The sequence below is a fragment of the Providencia sp. PROV076 genome (genome assembly GCF_028483405.1).
Classification (GTDB): Bacteria; Pseudomonadota; Gammaproteobacteria; order Enterobacterales; family Enterobacteriaceae; genus Providencia; species Providencia huaxiensis.
In genome coordinates this window covers 44,816-63,414 of record NZ_JAMPRR010000019.1, presented here as the reverse complement: position 1 = coordinate 63,414, position 18,599 = coordinate 44,816, and the positions used below count along the sequence as shown (strand labels likewise).

At 39.5% G+C, this 18,599-nt stretch carries 14 protein-coding genes; 3 read left to right on the top strand and 11 right to left on the bottom strand.

All coding sequences use genetic code 11. The features are described 5' to 3' along the window. Positions 1 to 143: 143 nt before the first annotated feature. From ahpF to PSF67_RS13660, 6 genes are all read right to left on the bottom strand, one after another. Positions 144 to 1,718: an alkyl hydroperoxide reductase subunit F gene (ahpF, locus tag PSF67_RS13685; protein ID WP_166267477.1), complete on the bottom strand. Its 1,575-nt coding sequence runs from the start codon at positions 1,716 to 1,718 to the stop codon at positions 144 to 146. A gap of 117 nt (positions 1,719 to 1,835) precedes the next feature. After that, complete coding sequence (gene ahpC, locus PSF67_RS13680) at positions 1,836 to 2,399, bottom strand: alkyl hydroperoxide reductase subunit C (protein WP_166267479.1); 564 nt, start codon at positions 2,397 to 2,399, stop codon at positions 1,836 to 1,838. A gap of 188 nt (positions 2,400 to 2,587) precedes the next feature. Then, a complete protein-coding gene (locus tag PSF67_RS13675; protein WP_168222884.1) occupies positions 2,588 to 3,712 on the bottom strand; it encodes an ABC transporter permease in 1,125 nt (374 codons plus the stop codon). Positions 3,713 to 3,717: 5 nt separating this feature from the next. Beyond that, the gene (gene rbbA / locus PSF67_RS13670; RefSeq protein ID WP_272677091.1) at positions 3,718 to 6,474 is read right to left on the bottom strand and encodes a ribosome-associated ATPase/putative transporter RbbA; all 2,757 of its coding nucleotides are present in this window, start codon (positions 6,472 to 6,474) and stop codon (positions 3,718 to 3,720) included. Next, on the bottom strand, positions 6,471 to 7,541 hold the full coding sequence (locus tag PSF67_RS13665; protein WP_166267483.1) for an HlyD family secretion protein: 1,071 nt from the start codon (positions 7,539 to 7,541) through the stop codon (positions 6,471 to 6,473). The genes rbbA and PSF67_RS13665 overlap by 4 nt, the downstream gene beginning before the upstream one ends. A 366-nt stretch (positions 7,542 to 7,907) precedes the next feature. Next, positions 7,908 to 8,384, bottom strand: a complete 477-nt coding sequence (locus PSF67_RS13660; RefSeq protein ID WP_102140384.1) for a GNAT family N-acetyltransferase — start codon at positions 8,382 to 8,384, stop codon at positions 7,908 to 7,910. Between the two features lie 413 nt (positions 8,385 to 8,797). Here PSF67_RS13660 and PSF67_RS13655 point away from each other — a divergent pair, with 413 nt between their 5' ends. Continuing rightward, entirely contained in the window at positions 8,798 to 10,543 is a 1,746-nt protein-coding gene (locus PSF67_RS13655) for an ABC-F family ATP-binding cassette domain-containing protein (RefSeq protein WP_272677089.1), read from the top strand. A 223-nt stretch (positions 10,544 to 10,766) separates the two neighbouring features. Here the strand turns inward: PSF67_RS13655 and PSF67_RS13650 are convergent, their stop codons facing one another. The 5 genes from PSF67_RS13650 to PSF67_RS13630 all read right to left on the bottom strand — a co-directional run bounded on the left by PSF67_RS13650 (position 10,767) and on the right by PSF67_RS13630 (position 16,374). Then, on the bottom strand, positions 10,767 to 10,970 hold the full coding sequence (locus tag PSF67_RS13650) for a DEAD/DEAH box helicase (protein ID WP_102140382.1): 204 nt from the start codon (positions 10,968 to 10,970) through the stop codon (positions 10,767 to 10,769). Position 10,971: 1 nt separating this feature from the next. Continuing rightward, a complete protein-coding gene (locus tag PSF67_RS13645; RefSeq protein ID WP_125894386.1) occupies positions 10,972 to 11,514 on the bottom strand; it encodes a PadR family transcriptional regulator in 543 nt (180 codons plus the stop codon). Positions 11,515 to 11,789: 275 nt separating this feature from the next. Further along, positions 11,790 to 12,998 carry a tyrosine transporter TyrP gene (gene tyrP / locus PSF67_RS13640; RefSeq protein ID WP_102140380.1) on the bottom strand — a complete coding sequence of 403 codons (1,209 nt, stop codon included), beginning with the start codon at positions 12,996 to 12,998 and terminating at the stop codon, positions 11,790 to 11,792. Positions 12,999 to 13,018: 20 nt separating this feature from the next. Further along, positions 13,019 to 14,959 (bottom strand): pyridoxal phosphate-dependent decarboxylase family protein, encoded by a 1,941-nt coding sequence (locus PSF67_RS13635; RefSeq protein WP_166267508.1) that lies wholly within the window; start codon positions 14,957 to 14,959, stop codon positions 13,019 to 13,021. Positions 14,960 to 15,363: 404 nt separating this feature from the next. Beyond that, positions 15,364 to 16,374 (bottom strand): NAD(P)H-quinone oxidoreductase, encoded by a 1,011-nt coding sequence (locus PSF67_RS13630; RefSeq protein WP_102140379.1) that lies wholly within the window; start codon positions 16,372 to 16,374, stop codon positions 15,364 to 15,366. A 364-nt stretch (positions 16,375 to 16,738) separates the two neighbouring features. Here PSF67_RS13630 and PSF67_RS13625 point away from each other — a divergent pair, with 364 nt between their 5' ends. Further along, entirely contained in the window at positions 16,739 to 17,494 is a 756-nt protein-coding gene (locus PSF67_RS13625; RefSeq protein WP_068443675.1) for an FNR family transcription factor, read from the top strand. Between the two features lie 125 nt (positions 17,495 to 17,619). Further along, positions 17,620 to 18,567: a universal stress protein UspE gene (uspE, locus tag PSF67_RS13620; RefSeq protein ID WP_102140378.1), complete on the top strand. Its 948-nt coding sequence runs from the start codon at positions 17,620 to 17,622 to the stop codon at positions 18,565 to 18,567. Positions 18,568 to 18,599: the final 32 nt, after the last annotated feature.

The window sequence follows — 18,599 nt, the reverse complement described above, 5'->3', positions numbered from 1 at the left end:
CGTTTAGATCGTCCACAAGTTGTCCACACTTGAACACTTTTAGGCACTTTTGAGCCTTTTTTGTACAGATTATGCACAAAAAAAAGGCACTCGCCCCCGAGTGCCTTTTGACTACAACTCACTGAATATAAAGTAAATTACACCTATTCAGCGGTTCTGGTACTTGTGCGGATGAGGTAATCAAAGGCGCTAAGTGCGGCTTTGGCTCCTTCCCCGGCTGAAATAATGATTTGCTTATAAGGTACTGTAGTACAGTCACCAGCAGCAAAAATACCCTTAATACTGGTTTCGTTACGAGCGTCAATTTCAATTTCGCCCATACGGTTTCTGGCAACGGTGTCGCCTAACCAATTGGTATTAGGCAATAAACCGATTTGTACGAATGCCCCCGCCACTTCTAATAAATGTACGCTATCATCAGTGCGGTCTTTATACTCAAGGCCGGTCATTTTACTGCCATCACCTTTTACTTCTAAGGTTTGCGCATTAACGATAATATCCACATTTTTCATGCTACGTGCTTTTTGCTGTAATACTGAGTCCGCTTTCAGTTCTGGTGCAAACTCCAGTACAGTCACATGGTCAACGACACCCGCTAGGTCAATAGCCGCTTCAATACCTGAGTTACCACCGCCAATCACGGCAACACGCTTGCCTTTAAATAATGGGCCATCGCAGTGTGGGCAGAATGTAACACCTTTCGTCCGGTATTCTTGTTCCCCTGGAACGCCCATATTTCTCCAGCGAGCACCCGTTGAAATAATAATACTGCGTGATTTTAAGATCCCGCCTGATGCTGTTTCGATTTGGTGTAAACCACCTTCTTGCGCAGCTGGGATCAATTTTGTCACTGACTGCCCATCAATAACATCAACATCATAGCTGTCCACATGGTTCTTCAACGCACCTGCAAAAATAGCGCCTTCCGTTTTGATAACGGAAATATAGTTTTCAATATCAACCGTATCCATGACTTGGCCACCAAAACGCTCGCCTATCACGCCTGTGCGGATCCCTTTACGTGCAGTATAGATTGCTGCTGAAGCTCCTGCTGGCCCACTACCAATCACGAGGACTTCAAAAGGCTCGCGCTCTGTCAGTGATTTCGCCGCACGCGCATCGGCATTCGTGTCAACTTTGCTCACAATCTCACTGAGTGTCATACGCCCTTGACCAAACTCTTTTCCATTCAGGTAAACCGCAGGAACGCCCATGACATTACGTTCATCAATCTCGTTTTGGAAAAGCGCGCCATCAATGGCGGTATGACTAACATTTGGATTTAAAACTGCCATTAAGTTCAGAGCTTGAACAACATCTGGGCAGTTATGGCAAGATAAAGAGTAATAAGTTTCAAAGTGGAATTCGCCTTCAAGGCCTTTGACTTGCTCTAATAACTCTTGCGCTTCTTTCGATGGATGACCACCGATTTGCAATAATGCTAGCACAAGAGAGGTAAATTCATGTCCCAGAGGTGAACCTGCAAAACGCAAACCACTATCTGTACCTGGGTTAGTAATTAAAAAAGACGGTGTTCTTAGTGCGCTATTGCGCTCTTCACGTACAGTGACTTTATCTGACAGTGATGCAATTTGTTCTAACAGCTGTTTGATTTCATTTGATTTTTGGCTGTCATCTATATTAGCAACTAATTCAACGGGTTTAGTTAAACGTTCTAAGTAGGCTTTCAACTGTGCCTGTAAATTATTGTCGAGCATGTAATCCCCTTTAATTTTTATCATAAAATCGGGTACATATACCCGTCATGATCCAAGTTGCAGGCCTAAACACCTGCAACCTGAATTATTCAGTATTAATCAATTAAGATAGATTAATTAGATTTTGCCGACTAAGTCCAAAGATGGAGACAGCGTTGCATCACCTTCTTTCCATTTAGCTGGGCAAACTTCACCTGGGTGGCTAGCAACATATTGTGCTGCTTTAACTTTACGTAACAGGTCAGCTGCATCACGACCAATACCTTCAGCAGTAATTTCGATTGCCTGAATAATACCTTGTGGGTCAACAACGAAAGTACCGCGGTCTGCTAAGCCTTCGTTTTCACGCATGTTTTCAAAGTTACGTGTTAATGCGCCAGTTGGGTCACCGATCATGGCATATTTGATTTTACCGATAGTGTCTGAGCTTGCATGCCATGCTTTATGGGTGAAATGTGTGTCAGTAGAAACAGAGAAAATTTCAACACCTAATTTTTGGAATTCTTCATAATGGTCAGCAATGTCACCCAGTTCAGTTGGGCAAACAAAGGTAAAGTCAGCTGGATAGAAGAAGAAAACGCTCCATTTACCTGCAACATCTTTTTCAGAAACTTCGATGAATTGGCCATCTTTAAATGCTTGGTTAGTAAATGGTTTGATTTGAGTATTAATTAATGACATATGATGTTCTCCTGTTTGGTTGCCTATTAAGTTACTGTTTTACAGCAGCTTAATCCAATCATTACCTACTATCGATTTGATAGGCACAACCTAATCATGTTCATATAATTAATAGGCAAAGCATTAGAACGCTTACTGAACAATTCAGCAAGCGTTTTATTTTTAATGGATGTTTTATGTACAGTAGGTTATGCCATGGTGGCAATCGTTTTACGAAAACGAATGAGTGCGAGAGAAAAGAACACAGCACCAATCACAACAAGAACTGCAAATTGAGGCCAAACAATTTGGAAGCCAGCACCGCGATATAAAATCGCTTGAGCAAGGCTAACAAAGTGTGTTGTCGGCATGGTTAACATAATATCTTGAACAAGCTGAGGCATACTTTCTCGCGCAGTCATCCCGCCAGAAAGCATATTTAATGGCAATAGCACTAAGATCATCAACAAACCAAACTGGGGCATGGAGCGTGCAATCGTCCCCATAAAAATACCAATCGACGTTGTCGCAAATAAACTCAAGGCCACCCCACACATAAACAATAAGATAGACCCTTCGATTGGTACTTGTAGCAATGTTTTTACGACCAAAATTAAGGAAACACCGGATGCGATCAGTACCACCAGCCCCATTGACCATATTTTCGACATCATAATTTCAAATGGTGTTAAAGGCATAACCATCAAATGCTCGACTGTACCGTGTTCCCGCTCGCGGATCAGCGCCGCCCCCGTTAAAACAATCGATAACATCGTAATATTATTAATGATTGCCATGACAGAACCGAACCATGACTGTGTCAAATTGGGGTTAAAGCGCATGCGTACTTCCAAGTCGACAGGCAAACTCGCATTACTACGGTATTTTGCTAAAAATTCATTCACTTCCCCTAAGGTAATATTTTGAATATAACTATTTCCTAAGAAGGCTTGGCTCATCCTTGTTGCATCAATATTGACTTGAATTTCTGGGTGCCGCCCTGCAAGCACATCACGTTGAAAATTAGGTGGAATATCTAATGCAAACGTATATGAACCACGGTTTAACAAACCATCAATTTGGTCTGGCGTAATATCTACAGGGGATAAGAAATAAGGTGCATAAAAGCTATTGATTATTCGGTTTGATAACTGTGATTTATCTTGGTCCGCAATCGCAATAGGCGCATTATGTAAAGATCCAGGTGTCACCGTTGCTGACGAATAAATCGACACGGTAAAAGCAAAAACAATCAAAGCTAACATCGCTTTATCGCGGCCTAAACTGCGTAATTCTTTGACTCCTAGGTTAAAAATATTCTGAATTTTACGGATCATCGCTATGCCTCCTGCTTTTTCAGGAATAGAACACTTAGCCCAATAACCAAAGGTATGGTGATCAGTAATGGGATAAATGATGACTGTAAATCGAATAAATTTAATCCCTTAGAGAAAGTTCCTCGTGTGATAGTCAAAAAATGTGATGTTGGATAGACCATCCCAACCCAGCGGCCAATACCTTCCAATGATGAGACAGGGTCAATCATTCCTGAAAATTGAGTTGCGGGTATCAACGTAATGATAGAAGTACCAAAAATTGCCGCAATTTGGCTTTTCATAAAGCATGAAATTAATAACCCCATGCCTGTTGCAATACTGATATACAAAAATGCAGCCAACGTTAACGTCAGAAAACTGCCTTTAAATTCAACACCAAATATATATACCGATAATATACAAAGTAGCACAAAGTTAAACATACCCAATAGAATATAAGGGAGCTGTTTTCCAAGCAAAAACTCTAATTTGGTGATCGGAGTAACATAAAGATTGATAATCGAACCGAGCTCTTTTTCCCGAACAACACTCAACGCGCTCAGCATGGCTGGGATCATCATTAATAATAATGGAATAACCGCGGGAACAATTGCCGGCAAGCTACGAACATCTGGGTTATAACGATATCGAGTCTCAATGTCGATAGCCGGTATCCCTGCAACGCCAGCCGGTTGGCGCGCAGCCATCGTGCTCAGCCATGCTAAATGCATCGCTTGTACATAACCACGCACAGTTTCAGCGCGGTTTGGCATCGCACCATCAATCCACACACCAATTTTAACGTTACTCCCTCGAGCAACATCTCTTGCAAAGTTAGGTGGGATCTCAATCGCAACGGTAATATTTCCGCTACGCATACCAGCCTCTAAATCATCATAATCTTTGATTGGGGGTTGTTCGATAAAGTAACGTGAACCAGCTAAGTTCAGTGTATATCCTTGACTTAGCCCTGTTTGGTCGCGATCTAGCACTGAAAAGCGTAAATTTTCCACATCCATGCTAATACCGTAACCCATGATAAACATAAGAATTACCGTTCCTAATAATGCCAGTGTTGAACGTACAGGGTCACGACGTAACTCCATGCCTTCCCGTATGGAATAGCTAAATAACCGACGCAAACTAAAACGTTTTTTCAATGCTTCAGTCGCTTGTTCTTTTAGTTCAGGGTCAACGTGGAACTCTGGCGCGGTCTCTTGTCCTTGTCCTGCATCCCCCACGGCATCCTGTAAATAGGCGATAAAGGTTTCTTCAAGCGTGCCAAGCCCTCTTTTCTGGGTCAAGTTAACAGGGGTATCACAATCTAAGACTTTACCTGCATGCATGAGTGAAATGCGGTCACAGCGCTCTGCTTCATTCATAAAGTGGGTAGAAATAAAAATAGTGACACCGTCACGTCTTGATAAGTCGACCATTAAATTCCAAAACATATCTCTGGCAACGGGGTCTACACCTGAAGTGGGTTCATCAAGGATTAACATTTCAGGTTCATGAATAACCGCGACAGCTAAAGATAGCCTTTGACGGATCCCCAAAGGCAAGTCGTCTGGCATGACGTCTCGCACATCATCAAGTTCGAAACGCTGGCACATTTCGTCAACTCGCTGAGGGATTTTATCCTCAGATATATGAAAAAGCTTGGCATGAAGCACAAGGTTCTGCTCAACACTCAATTCACTATATAATGAGAATGCTTGTGACATATAACCGACACGCTTGCGTGTTTCAATATCCTTCGGGTCTATTTCTTGGCCAAATAGCCATGCCTGCCCTTCACTGGCTTGTAACAAACCCGTCAACATTTTCATCGTGGTTGACTTGCCACAACCATTGGAGCCTAAGAAACCAAAAATCTCCCCTTTTGGGATCTTAAAATTCACATGGTCAACTGCTACAAAGTTACCGAAACGCATGGTGAGGTCTTGGGCTTCAATGGCAATAATATTGTCTTTCGAGGTATCACGCGGAGGGATCACGACTTTTTTGTGCCCACTGCGTTTTTCTTCAGGTAGTAATTCAATAAATGCAGCTTCAAGGTCATCACATTGCGTTTGAGCTTTTAATTCAGATGCATGGCCTGTAGCGAGCACCTTGCCATCATCCATTGCCACTAGCCAATCAAAGCGCTCCGCCTCTTCCATATACGCGGTTGCGACCAAAACACTCATATTGGTTTGTCGCAAACGAATGCGATCAATCAAATCCCAAAACTGTGCGCGAGATAACGGGTCAACCCCAGTGGTAGGTTCATCTAAAATCAATAAGTCAGGGTCATGAATTAGCGCACAACATAACCCAAGTTTTTGTTTCATACCGCCTGATAATTTGCCAGCCGGACGGTCTTTAAATGGCGCAAGCCCGGTACTTTCAAGCAAATCTTGAATGCGATATTCACGCTCAGCTTTTGATTGGCCAAATAACCGGCCAAAAAAATCAACGTTTTCATAAACAGATAACGTATGGTAAAGGTTCTTTCCTAACCCTTGAGGCATGTAAGCGATGCGAGGACAAACTGCTCTACGGTGTTCAATATCATTCATGTCACCATCAAGTACCGTTATTTGGCCTTGTTGAATCACTCTTGCTCCTGCAATCAGGGAGATCAGGCTTGATTTCCCTACGCCATCGGGGCCAATCAACCCAACCATTTTTCTCGCTGGGATGGAAAGCACAATGTCATCCAACGCACAATTATCACCATAATGCTGGCTGACATGCTGTATATCAATAATCACATCATCCATCAGTTTATTGGTCATTGTGGTAATCTCACCTCAAGTTCAGCAGGCCAAGATCCGTTAGGGTCTAAACGCACATATGCTTTTCCAGGTAACCCTGTTTTCACATATTCGAGGTGTTGCTCTAATAATTCTGGAGAAATACGCGCACGTACTCTGAACATTAATTTTAAGCGTTCATTTTGTGTTTCTACGGTTTTCGGTGTGAATTGTGCGACACTTGCTACAAAAGTGGCTTTCGCTGGGATCACGATGTTTGGTGCAGCATCGAGTATAATGTGAACATCACTACCTAAGGCAACTTTACCTGCGTCTTCAGTTGGTAAGAAAAAGGTCATATATACATCACTTAAATCGACCATATTCAAAACCCGTCCACCTGCCCCAAGTACCTCACCGGGCTCAGCTACACGATATTGAATACGCCCATTTCTTGGCGCTTTTAGAATACTGTCATCTAAGTCCGCTATAATACGACGTTCCGTTGCTGTCGCTGCGTCAACTCGGTTTTTAGCTTGAACAATACCAGCGCTGGCAGAATCAATCGCTGATGTCGCTGCAGCCACTTGGGCTTTCGACGCTTCCAGGGCTGCGCGAGAACCTTGCATCTGGGCGGTATCGTCATCCACTTGTTGTTGAGAAACGGCGTTTGTTCTTACCAAAGCTCTAGAGCGATTTAGTCGTTTTTGTGCAGCATCTAACTCAGCTTCACGTTGACGAACGACAGCTTGAGCTGCAACTTTTTCGCTTTTACGCTGTGCTAAAGCTGATTCAGCCGTCGTCACTGCACTAATAGCTTGGCGTAATTGAGCCTGTACTTCATGTAGCTGCTCTTGGAGTGCTCGCGTATCCATACGAGCAAGTTCTTGCCCTTCTTTAACAAAATCGCCTTCTTTTACATTAATCGTTTCAATACGCCCTGCCGTCTTAGTGGCAATATCAATTTCTGTTGCTTCTATACGACCATTACTTTGCGCGAACCCAGCAGGTAGCCCACCTGAATTAACATTCCAGTAATAAAGACCACCCGCAACAATAATTAATATTAAAATGATGTAAAAAGATATTTTTTGCTTATTTATTTTCATACCATCCCTTTCCATTAAATGAGAAAACAAGGAACAACAATTATTTTGATTATTAACCTGGTGATTATTAATAAAATGACATAACTGTCTCTATACGAAATAAATACCATTAAAACTAAAAATAATATTATTTATTATAAACTCGGCCAAGTAAGTGTTACCACTATCATTAAATTGGCTATCTATTTAATTTAATGATAGTTTATCAACGTTTGGCTTAAGTTTAGTTGCCTTATGTCACAAAAAAACAGAATAAACTTACAAAAATCAGGATAAGGCATCATTTGTATATATTTAATTCAAAAAATAAAGCCAGCAAATTAACTTACTGGCTTTATTCAGCAATATTTGAACAGTGACTAAATATTAGCTTGCGAATTCGGCAATTATTTTTTCATCCATTCGATAGCGAACCCATTCATCCTGAGGCTCTGCTCCAATACTTTTATAAAAATCAATTGCAGGCTGATTCCAATCTAAAACGCTCCATTCCAACCGTTGGCATTTTCGTTCTACGGCTAACACGGCAATATGCTTTAATAATTTTTTTCCTGCTCCCGCGCCACGAAAATCAGGGGAAACATATAAATCTTCTAAATAAATACCATTGTTGCCTAACCATGTTGAATAGCTAGTAAAGAATACGGCATATCCTGCTGGCTTCCCATCCACATAACAGATTAAAGCTTCTGTGCTTGAGTTCGCTCCAAATAGGGAATTTTCTATATCAGCCACCGAGGCTTTAACTTCGTGACGTGCTTTTTCATAATCTGCTAATTCAATGATCATATCTAATATCAAAGCAGCGTCATCACGGGTTGCGGGTTTTATTTCTACATTCATTTGGGGCTCTCTTGTTATTTGAATCATGATTTTAAACGTTACATAACAAGAACCCAATTCGCAGCAATATTATTCATCTATTCGTGCATGATATAAGTATTATTTATACCTTTATATGCTTTTTCCCATAATAATCAGAGAGCGCATTTTCGGACCTTGTTGGTTAAATAACATATTAGCTATAATTGTCTCATCGATTAACTAGATGAATATTAAGGAGGCTAATTTATGTTGTTGTGTGATCTTATTGAATATTCACACTTCTTTGGTAATCGCCAAAGCTCAGGCTTTCACAGTTTTATACTGCGATAACCCTGCCTGAGCGAAGCTACTAAAGAAAACCTTCCCTCAGCTTACTGGGTTGTCGTTACGACTATGCCCTGGTATTTTTATGCCTAAAATTTGAGTAAGCTATGAGCACTTTATTAACTGTAAAATCATTAAATTACGATACCTCAACCTCTACCTTATTGAATGACATCTCTTTTACTGTTCAACAAGGTGACCGTATTGGTTTAATTGGCCATAACGGAAGTGGCAAAAGTACATTGTTGAAGCTAATAACCCAACAACTCTCCCCCAATAGTGGCAGTATCACTTATTCGAATCATTGTGTAACTGCTTATATTGAACAACACTTACCCGATGATGTTGCCAGTTTGACACTGCTTGATGCACTTGTTCAAAAGTTACCCGAACAAGATAAAGTCACTGAATGTTGGCGAGCTGAGGTTATATTATCAGAATTAGGTTTTACACCTGAACAATGGGAACAAAAAGCGAATGCAATCAGTGGCGGACAACATACACGTTTGCTTCTGGGCCGTGCTTTAATTGAACAACCCGATTTACTGTTACTCGATGAACCTAGTAATCATTTAGATTTACCCACACTTATTTGGTTAGGTAACTTCTTACAATCATGGAAAGGCAGTTTTGTGCTAGTTTCTCATGACCAATCGTTATTAGATAAAGTCAGTAACTGCACTTGGATCTTACGAGATAAATCACTGCATTTTTATCGGTTACCTTGCAGTGCAGCACGACAAGCATTGAGTGAAAAAGACGTCACCGACGCACGCCGTAACCAAGCAGAGCAAAAAGAAATTGACCGTATTGCATCAAGTGCCAAACGCTTAGCCATTTGGGGGCATGTGTATGACAATGAAGCCTTATCACGCAAAGCTAAGCAAATGGAAAAACAGATTGACCGCCTTAAAGATGCCCAAACAGAGTTAACTGAAGGCTATCAATGGCGGCTTGCCTTAAATGGTAAAGCCATTCCTGCAGATAGAGTTTTGGAATTGGAAGGCGCCGTTGTCTCAACACCGAATGGAAATTCGTTATTTAAAACGGCATTTCATCAAGTCAAAAGTGGTGAGCGTATCGCTATCATGGGGGCCAATGGCTGTGGTAAATCAACACTTCTGCGCCTACTTTGGCAACATTATCAGCAAGACTTACGCTATAGCGCACAGTTGAAGTTTCATCCTGCAATTAGTGTTGGATATTATGACCAACAATTAGAGCAGCTAAATGATAATGATAGTCTATTGGATGCACTACGTCATTTTGCACCTTTAACCGATGAACAACGAAAAATGGCATTGATTGGTGCGGGTTTTACCTACACTCGTCATCAACAAAAAGTCGCTACGCTGAGCGGTGGCGAACGCGCTAGATTATTGTTTATTGGTTTAAGTTTGGCCCAGTACGAGTTGATTTTGTTGGATGAACCAACCAATCACCTTGATCTAGAAGGTAAGGAAGCACTTTGCGAGCAAATTAGCTTATTTTCTGGAGCATTGTTGGTCGTCAGCCATGATAGGTGGCTCATTGAAAATAGTTGCCAACGATTCTGGTTTATCGATGATAATCGGTTAGAGGAATACCTTAATCTTGATGATATCTATCATAAAATTGAACAGCAAACACAACCATTATTAGCGTCTACAATTGGGGGAAATGCCCCTGTTAAATCGATGGTTGAAATTCCCAGTAAGGAAACTACCCATGAAGATGAGTTGTTAGAAACATTGCTTATATTGGAGCAAAAATTACTTGCGGACCAAAAACGCAAACTAAGCCACCAAAAACCACAGTTACAACAACAGTGGAGCAACGAAATAGCCCAAATACACGCTAAATTGGGCTTGTAACCGATACCCCTGGTAACGTTAGTGATCAGGGGATTTTCTTAAGAAGCTGTATATTAATATAGGATGATAGTTACAGTTTACAAAATAATTATATGCACCCTAAAATTTACCTTATTGACGACATAATAGAAATGAGTACCGTTGTTCATCAATAATGAAAATAAATAAAGTTTATTCTTTATGCATTTTATGTGAATAAAGATTTTGTAAACTATCCAAATTGTTATTTTATTTTCTGTTTCTTAGCCCGCTTAAAATATGAAGTTGGGACACTTGGGCATACAACTTCTTTAAACTTAACCTCTTTATTCGTATTTATAGGCGGTTCATTTTCAGATGAAACCGGGGCGTCGGTTTGTGGTATTTTGCTTGTTTCTTTCATATATAAACGCTCTTTTGCTTGTATAATATCATTCGTTTTAGCCATTTTATTTTTCCTCTGCCACTAACACGGCATTGACTTGCTCAATTCGTTCTACTGCTCGGTTAATGATCTCAACGACTCTTGTTGTCTCTTCTTTCGTCAACTGTTGTATCACTATTTGGTGTCTCAACAATGACTTAAATTTGTCTACGGCACATTCAATTTCATTAGCAAATTGATTACCTGCTTTTAATTCCTGTGCATATTTTAATTTTAGTTGAACTTCTGCCAATATTTCAGCTTTGAGTAATAAAAAACAGCGACCTTCGGGGGTAATGACATAACACTTTCGCCCTTTTCCATTATCTTTACCCGCTGAAATAAACCCTAGCTCCTCTAACAACGTTAGAGTCGGATATATCACCCCAGGGCTCGGGCAATAAAAACCCGCTGTCTCTTCTGCAATTTTTTTTATTAGCTCATAACCGTAATTAATTCCCCCTGTCAGTAAATGCAGGATATAAATCCTTAACTGTTTAGGGTTAAACATACGGCTAACACTTTTACCGTTACACAAACACGGGTCTAGTTGTTGTTCACTTGCCATTAAAATTCTCAGTGGTTATTCGTACTAAAACCGATATATCTAATATAATAGTTACTTTTACAGAAAATGCTAGCTTTAGATATATCTGTTTTTGTGCATAACGTGCTAATGATAATCATTCTTATATGGATTATACCGACTAACTGTCGATACAACAGTAAAAATGTGCGGTGAATTGTCTAGCTGAGTAAATTATGCAGTAAATTTAGGAAAGGCTTTTAGGAATTGAGCAAGCCAGCCATCAAGATACGGCTGGCTTGTATACACGTATTTTATTAACCAATATTAGGTAATATATTGAAGACAATCCCTAACTGAACACCAATAACAATAATTCCACAAATAAATACCAATGATAGGCCTAACCCACCACCTAGGACTTGATATTTCCGTTGATTCAATGTTCTTGATTTGAATGCCATTGCGCTAGGTAATAATAAGGCGAGTATTGAAAGTGCAATCGCGGCATACCCTAACGCCATTACAAACCCTTTAGGATAAAATAAAGCAAAAACTAGTGGTGGTCCAAAGGTAAGTAAACCCGTTTGTATGCGCCCTGAAGCATTATCTTGGCGTTTAAATAAATCGGCTAAAAAATCAAATAACCCCAAAGCGACCCCAAGGAAAGAGGTTGCTAAAGCCAAACTCATGAACATCTGTGCTATTAACTCTGTTTTTCCTGATTGAGCTACATCCTTAATTGCATCGAGCAACCCGTTAAGCCCTGCGTTTTCAGCCAGAATACCAACAAATGTTGTTGTGCCAATACTCCCTAATGTTGCAATTTGCCATAAAATATAAGCAACTAACGGGATAGCACTACCGATGATAAAGATAACACGAAGTTTTTTGACATCTCCCCCCATGTATTTGACGATACTAGGGACGCTGCCATGAAAACCAAAGGAGGTAAAAAATACGGGAATAGCCGATAAAATGAGGACTTTTTCAGTTGGTGCTGCTAATAAATTCTGTTGCTCAACATGAGGTATCATTAACGCCAATATAATGACTAAGAAAACAATTTTTGCAGCAAATAAAATACGGTTGATGAAATCTACTGATGAAGTCCCAAAACATACAACTCCCCCACCAATGATGGTAAATACAACAATTCCCATCCAATCAGCCATATCAATGGCAAAACTACTTTTTAAATTTGAAGTAATAATTTCCCCTGCGCCACTCACATAAGCCGCTGTCAATGCATACATAAGGAACATCATGCTAAAGCCCGTAATAAATTTACCGCTAGGCCCTAAATACCGTTGAGCAACACTACCGATCCCAGTTTCGTGAGATTCATGTTGATAAACTTCAACCAAAAGCAATGCTGTGTAACACATCAATGCCCACAATACTAATAACATAGCCAAACTAACTAAAAAGCCATTACCAGCGGCAGCGATAGGCATAGCTAACATACCTGCGCCAATCGTAGTACCTGCAACAATAAATACACTACCAAGTGTGCGATTTTTCATATTGAGATCCTAACAAGTAATTAAATTTTAATTTTATAATTGGAATGATTTAACTTATTTTCTTCATTAATGAGATGTTGCAGTTTGTCTTCAAAGATATTTTTTAATTCCATCCAATAGGTTTCAAAATGAGCCCTATCACGCAAGCAATGCGTCATTATCGCTGCCCGTAGCACATAAATTGACCGTACTTTATGCCATTCATTATCAGAAAATTGTGCATCTCGACATAAGCTCAATGGGTTATCGCCATACTCTTCATGTGTTAGTGAGGTTGATGAGGTGAGAAAATCATTAGAATAACTTCGCCCTGCGGCATAAGAACATAATTCATATAACCGTTTATTTAATTGATTTTGTTTTTCTAAAGATGTGTTACCGATTTCACGAAACATAAAATTAATCATGTGAAAGTCCGGTGTAGGCATCGCAATAATTGAAAACTGGCGATCTTCAATAATAAAGGGCTCACATTGATTTATCTTGTCGATCATCCAATTCGCTGTGGTGACCCCTGCCGCAATCACTTTTCCATACCCTAAAATATTTAACGGGACTAAACGATGTGCAGCCCATACCGCTGCTGCAGTTGCCCCTGCTTTTGATCCTTCCATAATAGAAGAGCCAAGTAACACATTCTGCGCTTTTTCTGTTGTACGCTGTTTTTCTTGTACTTCTTCAAATACATATGCGGCATGATAAGAAACTAAATCCACAATCCGCTTATCCTTCATACAGATTGCACCTGCGGCATACGGAATAAACCCCACTTTATGAGGATCAACAGTAATAGAGTCAGCTTGGCTTAATGCTTTAAAGCTTTCATAAACATCGCGCTTTGGCCACACCATATTTTCAGGAAAAATGCCTTCACTATGATAACGTTGGAGTAAATTCTCATACTCCATAAATTGATTTTCTTCATCACGAAACATCGCGCAAGCGTATCCCGCATAAGCGGCATCAATATGCACATAGAAGGAAACCCCAAAACGCTGCTCACATTCACGTCGTAGCTCAATGACTTCTTTTACATTGTCTATCGCGCCAGTTTCTGTAGTTCCAACAACAGCAACTACGGCTAAAATTGGCTCCCCTTGCTCAATCAATGCAAATACAGTTTCCCGCATTTTATGCACATCCGTTCGATAACTTGCATCAACGGGGAGTTGCACAATATTCTGTTGGCCTAAACCAAGAATATCCATCGCTTTCATCCATGAATAGTGTTTAGACTGCGGTACCAATAACTTACCGAGTTTTCCTTGCTTTATTCCAACACCACGGCAGGTCAAATCACGAATTTCTTCGAAAATATGCATTTTCTTTAATTCATCAATTAAATCTAACACCTTAGAAACAGAGAGATTGAGTAACTCTTTTTCGGTTTTGCCCTGCAGTAGATATTTGGATTGTGGATGCTGCATAATCGCCAACGGTAGTGTTTTAATATTTCTAGCTACCCATAATCCTTCGTAGTTAGCTACTGTTCCACCAGATGTAATATGCCCCCATGCATGTTGTACGTCATAACCAAACATGGCACATAAATCTAACCCAGCCTCTATTTCTAAAACGGTTGTCGTTGGTGAAGATTCTTGTGCACAATTATTGGGGTTGTACATCATTGCCATGACATAAGCCAAATTAGAAATCATCAGTGTATCTGCATTCATATGCCCCATATAACGGGGAGAGAACCAGGGGACCGACGTTGTTTTTAATTTTGAAGAGAGTTGATTAAGAATGCCTTCAGTACGATAAAGCGTATCTCGGTACTCGGGAGCATAACGGTCAACAGTAGAGATAAGATCAGGATCTTCAGGATGGTAGCTAGAGCGCCAATGCATATGTTCACTAACTGAATACTCCATCATTTCTTTGAAAAAGACAGCATTTTCAGATTTAGGGCCTAAAAATAATGCATCAACATTTATTTTTGAATTTTTAAAATTATTTATCATTACTACACCTTCAAACTACAATTAACGCGTGCTAATTGCACTTAAGTCACTTAACTTAATATCATTGGAAAGTGCATAACGGGCTATGTTTATATAAGAGATATCAATATATTAATGATATGCATTTAAAAATATCATTTAAACATTATTTATTGATAAACAAACCGTTAATGGCCAACTTATTCATAGGTATAATCGATCTCTATTAAATTATTAACAAACTCCGTCTAATTTCGTTCTGATTTGTGGACAAACACAAAAAATCAAAATTTAGTCAACTGTAAAGAGATTTTTACGCTAAAAAAGCTTGAATATGTGAAAAAATTGTTATATTGAATGCGATTTTTACTATTCAAAAATGACTAAAGAAGAATAGTAAAAACCACAGAAATAACATCTAATTAATTGTTTAATAAAACAATTTTGCCGATAAGATCTCCAGATTCCATATGCTCATGAGCTTCTTTTACCTGTGATAAACGATACACTTTGTTAATAATAGGTTTCATTTTACCGTTTAGTAACAAATCCCAAACTTGTTCTTTCAGTTCTTGAGCGATCAATGCTTTTTCTTCAATAGTACGAGAGCGCATGGTTGAGCCTGTATGAGTCAATCTCTTTACCATTAAAGGCATCATATTTAACTCTTTAGGGTTACCTTTCATCATCCCAATTTGGATGATCCGCCCAAATTTAGCGGCAACTTGATAATTTTTCGCGACATAATCTCCACCAATAATATCGACAACCATATCAACACCTAGTGAAGAGGTGTAGTTGAGCGTCGCCTCAACAAAATCATCTTTTTTATAGTTAATAATACAATCCGCACCGAGTCGTTTTGCTGCATCCACTTTTTCTTCAGAACCAACGGTTGTTAATACTTTTGCACCAAAGGCTTTCGCTAACATAATCGCCACACTGCCAATACCCGATGTCCCACCATGAATAAGTACCGTTTCATCTTTCTTAAGCTTACCTATTTGAAAAACATTTGCCCAAACAGTAAAAAAGTTTTCAGGTATCGCAGCCCCTTCGATAAAAGAAAGGCTCCCTAATGGTAATGCGATATTTTTATGTACTAAACAATATTCTGCATAACCTCCCCCAGCCACCAGCCCACAAATTTTGTCGCCTATCTGCCATTCATCTACATCATCCGCTTTGGCAACAATCGTTCCTGCGATTTCAAGTCCCATAATCGGTGATGCATCTGCCGGTGGAGGGTAAGACCCCTTACGTTGAAAAATATCAGGACGATTAACTCCAGCGGCTTCCACTTTAACAAGCAAATATCCTGCAGAAACTCTAGGTAGTGGTTTATCAATTAATCGCAGTTTTTCTGGTCCACCAGGTTCTATAATGTCAACAACCGTCATCGAAGTGGGTAAAGACTGTTGAGTAAGTGTCATTATATTCTCCTTTTTGAGGTTAATTTGAAAAATTGATATTCATAAATTTATTTTCGTGTTAAATTAATGCTAATTAGTTTAATGTTTCGTGCTTAATTAGCATAATTTTAAGTATTAATTACAATGGGTCGTACATATCGCTTTTTATCGTTTAAAGACCAAAATTTAACCTATATCAAATTTTATATTTAGTAATGTTCTTTAAATTAGCATGAACATCTAAATTCACTAATCTCTTGCAGTTTCTCTGATTGGCTTTTTTGTTTATTAAGTCGATTCTGTCATACTTTACTACTTACCAGTTGCATTATCTTATGTTAAAATTGACTCATATCAATAATTTTAACTTGATTGAGCCTTAAATATGATCCCAGAAAAAAGAGTTGTTCGTCGCATCCAGTCTGGTGGTTGTGCTATTCATTGCCAGGACTGCAGTATTAGCCAACTTTGCATTCCTTTTACGCTGAATGAACATGAACTGGATCAACTTGATAATATCATCGAGCGCAAAAAACCCATTCAAAAAGGCCAAGCTTTATTTAAAGCTGGTGATGAATTGCGTTCATTGTATGCCATCCGCTCAGGTACAATAAAAAGCTATACAATAACCGAAGAAGGCGATGAGCAAATTACCGGTTTTCACTTAGCCGGAGACCTTGTTGGTTTTGACGCTATCATTCATACACAGCACCCGAGTTTTGCACAAGCCCTTGAAACATCAATGGTTTGTGAAATACCATTTGAGACCTTAGATGATTTGTCAGGCAAAATGCCTAATTTACGTCAGCAAATTATGCGTTTAATGAGCGGTGAAATTAAAGGCGATCAAGAAATGATCCTTTTATTATCCAAGAAAAACGCTGAAGAACGTTTAGCTGCATTTATTCTTAACCTATCTCATCGCTTTGCAGAGCGTGGTTTTTCACCAAGAGAATTTAGATTAACAATGACGCGTGGAGATATCGGTAACTATCTTGGATTAACCGTTGAAACCATTAGCCGCCTTTTAGGCCGTTTCCAGAAAAGTGGCATGCTGAGTGTTAAAGGTAAGTATATCACTATCGAAGATATGACAAAACTGACTGATATTGCAGGTAAAGTTTCAGCTATTACATGTTAATATCCCTAAACGGATCACGTTATCGGTGATCCGTTTTCATTTTTTTTCCCAGATTTCTTGCCTATTTAATCCCAATATCATAGTTTATCTATATGGAAACATCCGTGTATCAAGAGGATTTCAATATGGCAAACTATAAAAACCTGCTAGTTGCAATTGACCCAAATCAGGATGATCAACCTGCATTAAGACGTGCTGTCTACATCGTGCAGCGTAATGGTGGACGGATAAAAGCGTTTTTACCTATTTACGACCTTTCCTATGACATGACAACATTACTTTCGCCTGAAGAACGTAATGCCATGCGCAAAGGTGTAATAAGCCAAAAAGCGGCTTGGATCAAACAACAAGCTCATTTCTATCTTGAAGCGGGCATTGATATTGAAATTAAAGTTATTTGGCATAACAAGCCATATGAAGCCATTATTCAAGAAGTGATAAGTGGTGAACATGACTTATTACTCAAAATGGCACATCAAACAGATAATTTTGAATCTATTATTTTTACCCCACTTGACTGGCACTTACTCCGAAAATGCCCCGCTCCCGTTTGGATGGTAAAAGATAAAGTATGGCCTGACCATGGTTCAGTTGTTGTTGCTGTTAACCTATCGAATGAGGAATCTTATCATGATGACCTCAATATCAAATTGGTTGAAAAAACAAAAGATTTAGCAACACGTATTATTAAAGAGCAGGAAATCCATTTAGTAAGTGCGTATCCTGTTGCCCCTATGAATATTGCCATAGAGTTACCTGATTTCGACCCGAGCCTATATAACAACGCACTACGCGGCCAACATTTAATTGCCATGAAAGAGTTACGGCAAAAGTTTAGTATTGATGAAAAGTACACCCATGTCCGAGAGGGCCTACCTGAGAAAATTATTCCTGATATGTGTGAAGAGTTACATGCGGGGGTTGTCGTACTCGGTATTTTAGGCCGTACAGGCATTTCAGCCGCCTTTTTAGGGAATACTGCGGAACATGTCATCGATAAACTAAAATGTGATTTATTAGCAATTAAACCTGACGGTTTTGTCTGCCCTATCACTCCTGCTGATGATGATTAACTAGTGACTTAAAAATCAAGAATGGGTTACTG

What these genes read in the sequence shown, in the direction of transcription:
- PSF67_RS13645 (WP_125894386.1), bottom strand. Translation starts at nt 11,514, where the DNA reads ATGGCAAGTGAACAACAACTAGACCCGTGTTTGTGTAACGGTAAAAGT.
- ahpC (WP_166267479.1), bottom strand. Translation starts at nt 2,399, where the DNA reads ATGTCATTAATTAATACTCAAATCAAACCATTTACTAACCAAGCATTT.
- PSF67_RS13625 (WP_068443675.1), top strand. Translation starts at nt 16,739, where the DNA reads ATGATCCCAGAAAAAAGAGTTGTTCGTCGCATCCAGTCTGGTGGTTGT.
- PSF67_RS13665 (WP_166267483.1), bottom strand. Translation starts at nt 7,541, where the DNA reads ATGAAAATAAATAAGCAAAAAATATCTTTTTACATCATTTTAATATTA.
- tyrP (WP_102140380.1), bottom strand. Translation starts at nt 12,998, where the DNA reads ATGAAAAATCGCACACTTGGTAGTGTATTTATTGTTGCAGGTACTACG.
- uspE (WP_102140378.1), top strand. Translation starts at nt 17,620, where the DNA reads ATGGCAAACTATAAAAACCTGCTAGTTGCAATTGACCCAAATCAGGAT.
- rbbA (WP_272677091.1), bottom strand. Translation starts at nt 6,474, where the DNA reads ATGACCAATAAACTGATGGATGATGTGATTATTGATATACAGCATGTC.
- ahpF (WP_166267477.1), bottom strand. Translation starts at nt 1,718, where the DNA reads ATGCTCGACAATAATTTACAGGCACAGTTGAAAGCCTACTTAGAACGT.
- PSF67_RS13650 (WP_102140382.1), bottom strand. Translation starts at nt 10,970, where the DNA reads ATGGCTAAAACGAATGATATTATACAAGCAAAAGAGCGTTTATATATG.
- PSF67_RS13660 (WP_102140384.1), bottom strand. Translation starts at nt 8,384, where the DNA reads ATGAATGTAGAAATAAAACCCGCAACCCGTGATGACGCTGCTTTGATA.
- PSF67_RS13655 (WP_272677089.1), top strand. Translation starts at nt 8,798, where the DNA reads ATGAGCACTTTATTAACTGTAAAATCATTAAATTACGATACCTCAACC.
- PSF67_RS13630 (WP_102140379.1), bottom strand. Translation starts at nt 16,374, where the DNA reads ATGACACTTACTCAACAGTCTTTACCCACTTCGATGACGGTTGTTGAC.